Genomic DNA, 5,539 nt, shown 5'->3' on the forward strand with positions numbered 1-5,539 from the left:
GGCAAAGGCGGCGGTGGTGGTTCTGGTGGTTCGTCTGGTGGTCAGGGGGGTGTGTCGCCGGAGCCGACGACGTCGGTGAAGCCGGTCGCCAAGGAGGGCGATGGCAAGGGCGGCGATGGCAAGGACGGTAAGGGCGGCGATGGCAAGGACGGTAAGGGCGGCGATGGCAAGGAGGGCGATGGTAAGGGCGGCGATGGCAAGGACGGTAAGGGCGGCGATGGCAAGGAGGGCGATGGTAAGGGCGGCGATGGCAAGGACGGTAAGGGCGGCGACGGCAAAGACGGTAAGGGCGGCGACGGCAAAGACGGTAAGGGCGGCGACGGCAAAGATGGAAAACCGAAGCCGTTGCCAGCCGTCAAGTCCGCCGATGGCAAAGGTAACCTCCGGTTCAACAAGGACGACTGGCTCAAGTTGCTGGGGGCGTTACACGATGTTGAGAACGGTCTGATCGACTACGCCACGATTTCCAGGTATGGCGAGCTGAATGGTACTTTCAGGGCTCAGCCGCGGGATACGCGGTGGGAACCTGCCAAAGATTTGAATGCCCGGGCGTCGGGATTCGGTGGCTCAGTGGAAACTGTCAATGAGGCGCTTCGGCAGCGGCTGAGCACAGTTGTCAACGCGATGCGGTGGGCTATCGAAGTATTTGAAAACACCGACGATCTGGCGAACTACAGTCTGAATGACTTTGTCACGGAATTCCCGGACCTTAATTCTGGTGGCGGGAAGATGAGTGGCGGCCAAGGTTCTGGAGGGGCGTAGTCGTGGCGGACGACGAGAACGACGGTTCGAACAGCAGCAACGACGAGTCGAAAGACGGGTCGGGCGGCGGCAACGACGAGTCGAAAGACGGGTCGGGCGGCGGCAACGACGAATCGAAAGACGGGTCGGACGGCGAGGGCGGGTCAGGTGGCGACGACAGCAACGTCGTCGACCCGGACGTCACCAGTGGCCGGACTAACCTCTCCCGTGCGACCTACGAGGAGATTCTGTTCACGATTGCCGGCGTGGGCAAGGACCTGAACAAGATCCTGGACACCGGCAGCGGGACGAAGGGCTGGCTCCAGTTCGACACCGGGGACGGGGGGCGTGTTGCCACCTCCTACACAACCCAAAACTGGGCCGACAAGCCGTGGTTCAGGGTGGTTTACAACGACGCTTTGCTGGCGGACTGGCGCACGGCCGTCGGAGAGATCGACAGCTACATGCCACAGGTCACGGCTGCTCGGGTCGGCACTATCGACTGGGTGCAAGCCGCTGACGGCGTGGGGATGATCAGGCATTACGTGAACTGGCTGGACGGAGCGCGCGAGAAGACTGCGGGATGGATCAGCAGACTCGACAGCCCGGACGCGGAGTTCAAAGGCCGCGCGGCTTATGCGATCCAAGGTCATGTCCGTCAGATCAACTTCCTGTTGGATGACCTGTACAAGCAGATTACTCACCGGAACCCGTCGCCGGCAGAAGGGCTCGTCGACGTGACGTCCGGACTGCTCCTGTTCGGCAGCGAGATGGGGACGGCGTGGGACAGTGTGAGTGGCGGACTGGTCAACGCGATCGAGAACGCCCTCACCTTGGTGGTCAAGAACGTTTGGGCGTATGTAACGGGATCCGGCCTCGTCTCCGGTGACCCCAATTACCTCCTGCCCTATTTTAAAGATAAGTCTGAGGGTTTAGAGTACATCAACTATGTGCTGTCGTCGTATGATTCCAGGACCGCTTCGGCAGGTAAAGGTTTGTCCCTGCATACTCCGGACGGAGTAGGGCAGGGTCCTGCACCAGGTACCACTTGGACCCCTCCGCCGTTGCCGGAAGGTATTACGAGCCTCAAAGCCGACTTGCGATCCGAGCTGGGATGGTCCTGGATCAACAAGGCTGTCAGTGAGTCCGTGCGTGCCCAGTTGCAGCCGCTGAACGAAGCTGCCCGGAAAGCGGCCGCACGGTTGGAAGAGGTCTTTGTCATCGCCAACCCGCCGTTTAAGGACTTGTATGACAAGACGCCACCGACAATCGGCACCGCGGGCGGCGGTCCCGACGGCAAAGGTGGCGGTGACGGTCCTGATCTGAAATTCGATCCCGACGGCAAGGGTGGCGGTGACGGTCCTGATCTGAAATTCAATCCCGACGGCAAGGGTGGCGGTGACGGTCCTGATCTGAAATTCAATCCCGACGGCAAGGGTGGCGGTGACGGTCCCGAGCTGAAATTCAATCCCGACGGTAAAGGCGGCGGCGGGTCTGGCGCGAATGGTGGGGTGAATTTCCCTGGCGGCGGATCTGGTGCGAATGGTGGGTTGAATTTCGATCAGCCTGGTGGTGGGTCTGGTGGTCCTGGGGTTGGGTTGAATGCGCCTGGTGGCGGGTCTGGTGCGAATGGTGGGGTGAATTTCGATCAGCCTGGTGGTGGGTCTGGTGGTCCTGGGGTTGGGTTGAATGCGCCTGGTGGCGGGTCTGGTGCGAATGGTGGGGTGAATTTCCCTGGTGGCGGGTCTGATCCGAACGGGGTGAACTTCAATGCGCCTGGTGGCGGGTCTGATGCGAATGGTGGGTTGAATTTCGATCAGCCTGGTGGTGGGTCTGGTGGTCCTGGGGTTGGGTTGAATGCGCCTGGTGGCGGGTCTGATCCCTTCGTTTCGGACCCGAACGGTCGGGGATCCGGCGGACTGCCGCTGACACCGTTCGGCGGGGTCCCGGGCAGTGGCGGCAGTACGAACCCTGGATCGGGCCGGCGGCCGCCGGGCTTGGGATTCAACGCGCCATTCGGTGGTGGCCGTCCCGGCGACGGCGGCGTGAACCTGAATCGTAATCGTGGGGAAGGCTGGGAGCCGGAGGATCCGTCCGCGCAGTTCAATTCGCCGAAGTCCAACGTGCCGGAGTTCCCGGGTAGTCGCGATGGCGGCGGCTTGAACCTGGATCTGCCGAAGGGTGGCAACGGTGGCTCGGGCTTTACGCCGTCGCCGGGCGATGGGGGTGGCTCGAAGTTCACGTCGCCCGCGGACGGTGGGGGACATGCGGAGCTCAACCTCCCGTCCGGAGGCGGGGGTGGCTCCGGCCTGCCAGGCGCCGGTGGCGTTGGAGCTGGTCAGTCTTCCTTCGGCGAGGGCGCGAACTTCGCTGCCGCCGGCGGCTCGGGCTTTGGCGGCGAGGGGTGGTCGGACTGGTCCGGCGACCTCGGCGGCGGTTCCCGTGATGGGGCCGGCGGTGGCGGCTCTGACCAGCGCCAAGCCGGGAGCGGTATGCCCATGATGCCGCCGATGATGCCGCCGATGGGCGGTATGGGTGGCATGGGTGGCGCGGGCGGTGGTGGCGGCAACGGTGACCGCGAACGGGAACGCCAGACCTGGCTGTCTGAGGACGAAGAGGTCTGGGGCGCTCACCTGGCAGCGGGCGATGGGGTCATCGGTCGCCCCGATGGCGGTTACCGCGTCACGGACGACGCGCCGGTCCCGACCCACGTTCACGCCCCGGCCAAGGCGTCCAGCGGCAAGGGCAAGGCCGGCAAACCGGCCAAGCGAACCACCGGGGCCCCCGAAGCCGTGGAGTCAGCAGAGGGTTCCAACCCCGCCGAGCCCGCCAACCCGGCCAGGCGAACCACCGGGGCCCCCGAATTCGTGGAGTCAGCAGAGGGTTCGAACCCCGACTCCGCCAAGTCGACGGGGTAACGGCAGAAGGGAGCGTCCGATGGATCCGGTTTATGACGAGGAAGTGTCCAAGCTGCTCGCGGAGCTGAACGAGCAGCGCGAGAAGATCTCGGGCGCGGTCGAGGAGGTGCAGGCTGTCCGGGAGTCCGCGACCACCAAGAACAAGATGATCAAGGCCACTGTGGACGGGCAGGGCCGGCTCATCGAGGTGGTGCTGCGCGGCGATCGCTGGCGCGACCTGTCGCCGAAGGAGCTGGGCGCGGCGATCGTCGAGGCGGTCACCGGCGCGCAGGAGAAGGCGCATAAGAACGTCACCGAGCTGGCGGCCGCGATGGCGCCCGAAGGCATGAACATTCCGGAGCTGTTCTCCGGCAAGCCGGACATCGAAGCGTTGTTCCCGGACGTCGAAAAGATGTGGAAGTCGTTCAATGAGTGACCGTACCGCCGTAGATCCTTCCGCGCTGGCAGGCGGCGCGGTCAACATTTCGAGGGTTGCTGACGAAGCGCGGGACCTCATGAGCGATTTCGCCATCGCTCTCGGTGCGTACAGCAACGTCTTCGACGGCGCTGGGGATGGCTCCGGAGGCTATAGGGGAGCCAGCGGTAATGATTTCGTCAAGATTTGGCTGGAGACCGTGGTTCCCGGTCAGGAGTACGCGCTGAAATTCTTGGATCTGTTGGACCATGCGATAGGGGACGCCGGGGAGAGAGCGCGAGGCACCGCATACAAGCTGGACGAAGCCGATGGTGATGCCGACTCGGCTGCGTCGGTGTAGTTCGTACGAGTACTAGTTAGTGGTTAGGTAAGCTAAAGGGGCAGTTATGGCGATCATGTTCAGTGAGTTTGAGCGCCAGCTGTCCCTTTGGCTTACCGGCGATGAGCCGCCGCCTGTTAATGAGGATAAGGTGCGGGAGTTGGCGGCGGTGTGGCGGTCGCATGCGGCGCGTTTGCGGCAGTTGCGGGTGGATGCTCAGGCGGCGGTGGAGGGGATTCGGGCGTCGGATTTCGCGGGGGCGTCGGAGCGGGCGTTTGCGGCGCGGATGGCGCCGTTTGTGGATGGTCCGTCGAATTATTTGGATGCGGCGGCTGATCATTTTGAGATGATGGCTGATGCGTTGGATCAGATCGCGATGGAGGTGGAGTTTCTTAAGCTGGTGGTGTTGATTCAGTTGGCGTTGCTGGCGGTTGAGTTTGAGTTTTTTGTGCAGTGGTTTTGGGTTCCTGGGGTTCAGACGTGGTTTATGTCGCAGGCGTTCATGCACAAGGTGATTGTGGAGAAGGCTGTGACGTGGATGGCGCGGCGGATGGCGAGTGTGCCGCGTGTTCCGGTGCAGATTCTGGGCATGCTGGCGATGAGTTTCGGGCAGCAGTTGGGTGTGGTGTGGCTGGCTCAGCAGATCCAGATCGGGAAGGGCACCCGCGAGGAGCACGACGGGAAGCATTACGAGAGTGCCGCGGTGATCGCGACGGTGGGGTCGGTGTTGTCGTTCGGGGCGATGGGGGCGCTGCCGAAGTTGAAGGGTGCGATCAAGGATTGGGTGAAGCATGCGGGCGGGGATGCGGGTGCGGTGGATGGGTGGTTTGCCAGTCCGTGGGCGCGGATCGGTGGTGAGGGCCTGCATGAGGGCGTTACCGAGATGGTCGCGACCGGGATCTTGGGCGACTTCGCGTTCAACCCGGCGGCGTTTACCGCGGGTGCGGCTTCGGGGGTGGCGGAGATCGCGGGGGAGAAGGCGGGGGCGGGTCTGAGCGGGTTGGTGTTGGAACAGGAAGCCAACAAGCATGTCCCGGGCGATGAGGATGCTGACAGCGGCTACGGCAGCGACGAGGACGCAGACGCGGACGACGCGGGCAGCGAGTCCGGCGGCAGCAGCGGTGAGTCCGGCGGCGGTAGCGACAC

General features: G+C 63.7%; 4 protein-coding genes and 1 pseudogene. All 5 read left to right on the plus strand.

Annotated features, from left to right (window positions below):
• Window positions 1-762 (plus strand): annotated as a pseudogene (locus BLW84_RS47070) (hypothetical protein); the annotation flags it as partial.
• Window positions 763-764: 2 nt separating this feature from the next.
• Window positions 765-3,659 carry a hypothetical protein gene (locus BLW84_RS48245; RefSeq protein ID WP_177227061.1) on the plus strand — a complete coding sequence of 965 codons (2,895 nt, stop codon included), beginning with the start codon at window positions 765-767 and terminating at the stop codon, window positions 3,657-3,659.
• 19 nt (window positions 3,660-3,678) lie between these two features.
• Entirely contained in the window at window positions 3,679-4,074 is a 396-nt protein-coding gene (locus BLW84_RS44870; RefSeq protein ID WP_093278719.1) for a YbaB/EbfC family nucleoid-associated protein, read from the plus strand.
• On the plus strand, window positions 4,067-4,414 hold the full coding sequence (locus BLW84_RS44875; protein WP_143061362.1) for a hypothetical protein: 348 nt from the start codon (window positions 4,067-4,069) through the stop codon (window positions 4,412-4,414). Before BLW84_RS44870 ends, BLW84_RS44875 begins: the two co-directional genes overlap by 8 nt.
• 46 nt (window positions 4,415-4,460) lie before the next feature.
• Window positions 4,461-5,539, plus strand: a 1,079-nt coding sequence (locus tag BLW84_RS44880) for a WXG100-like domain-containing protein (protein ID WP_177227062.1), incomplete at its 3' end; no start/stop codon positions are given.

The organism is Saccharopolyspora shandongensis (genome assembly GCF_900106995.1).
Lineage (GTDB): Bacteria > Actinomycetota > Actinomycetes > Mycobacteriales > Pseudonocardiaceae > Saccharopolyspora > Saccharopolyspora shandongensis.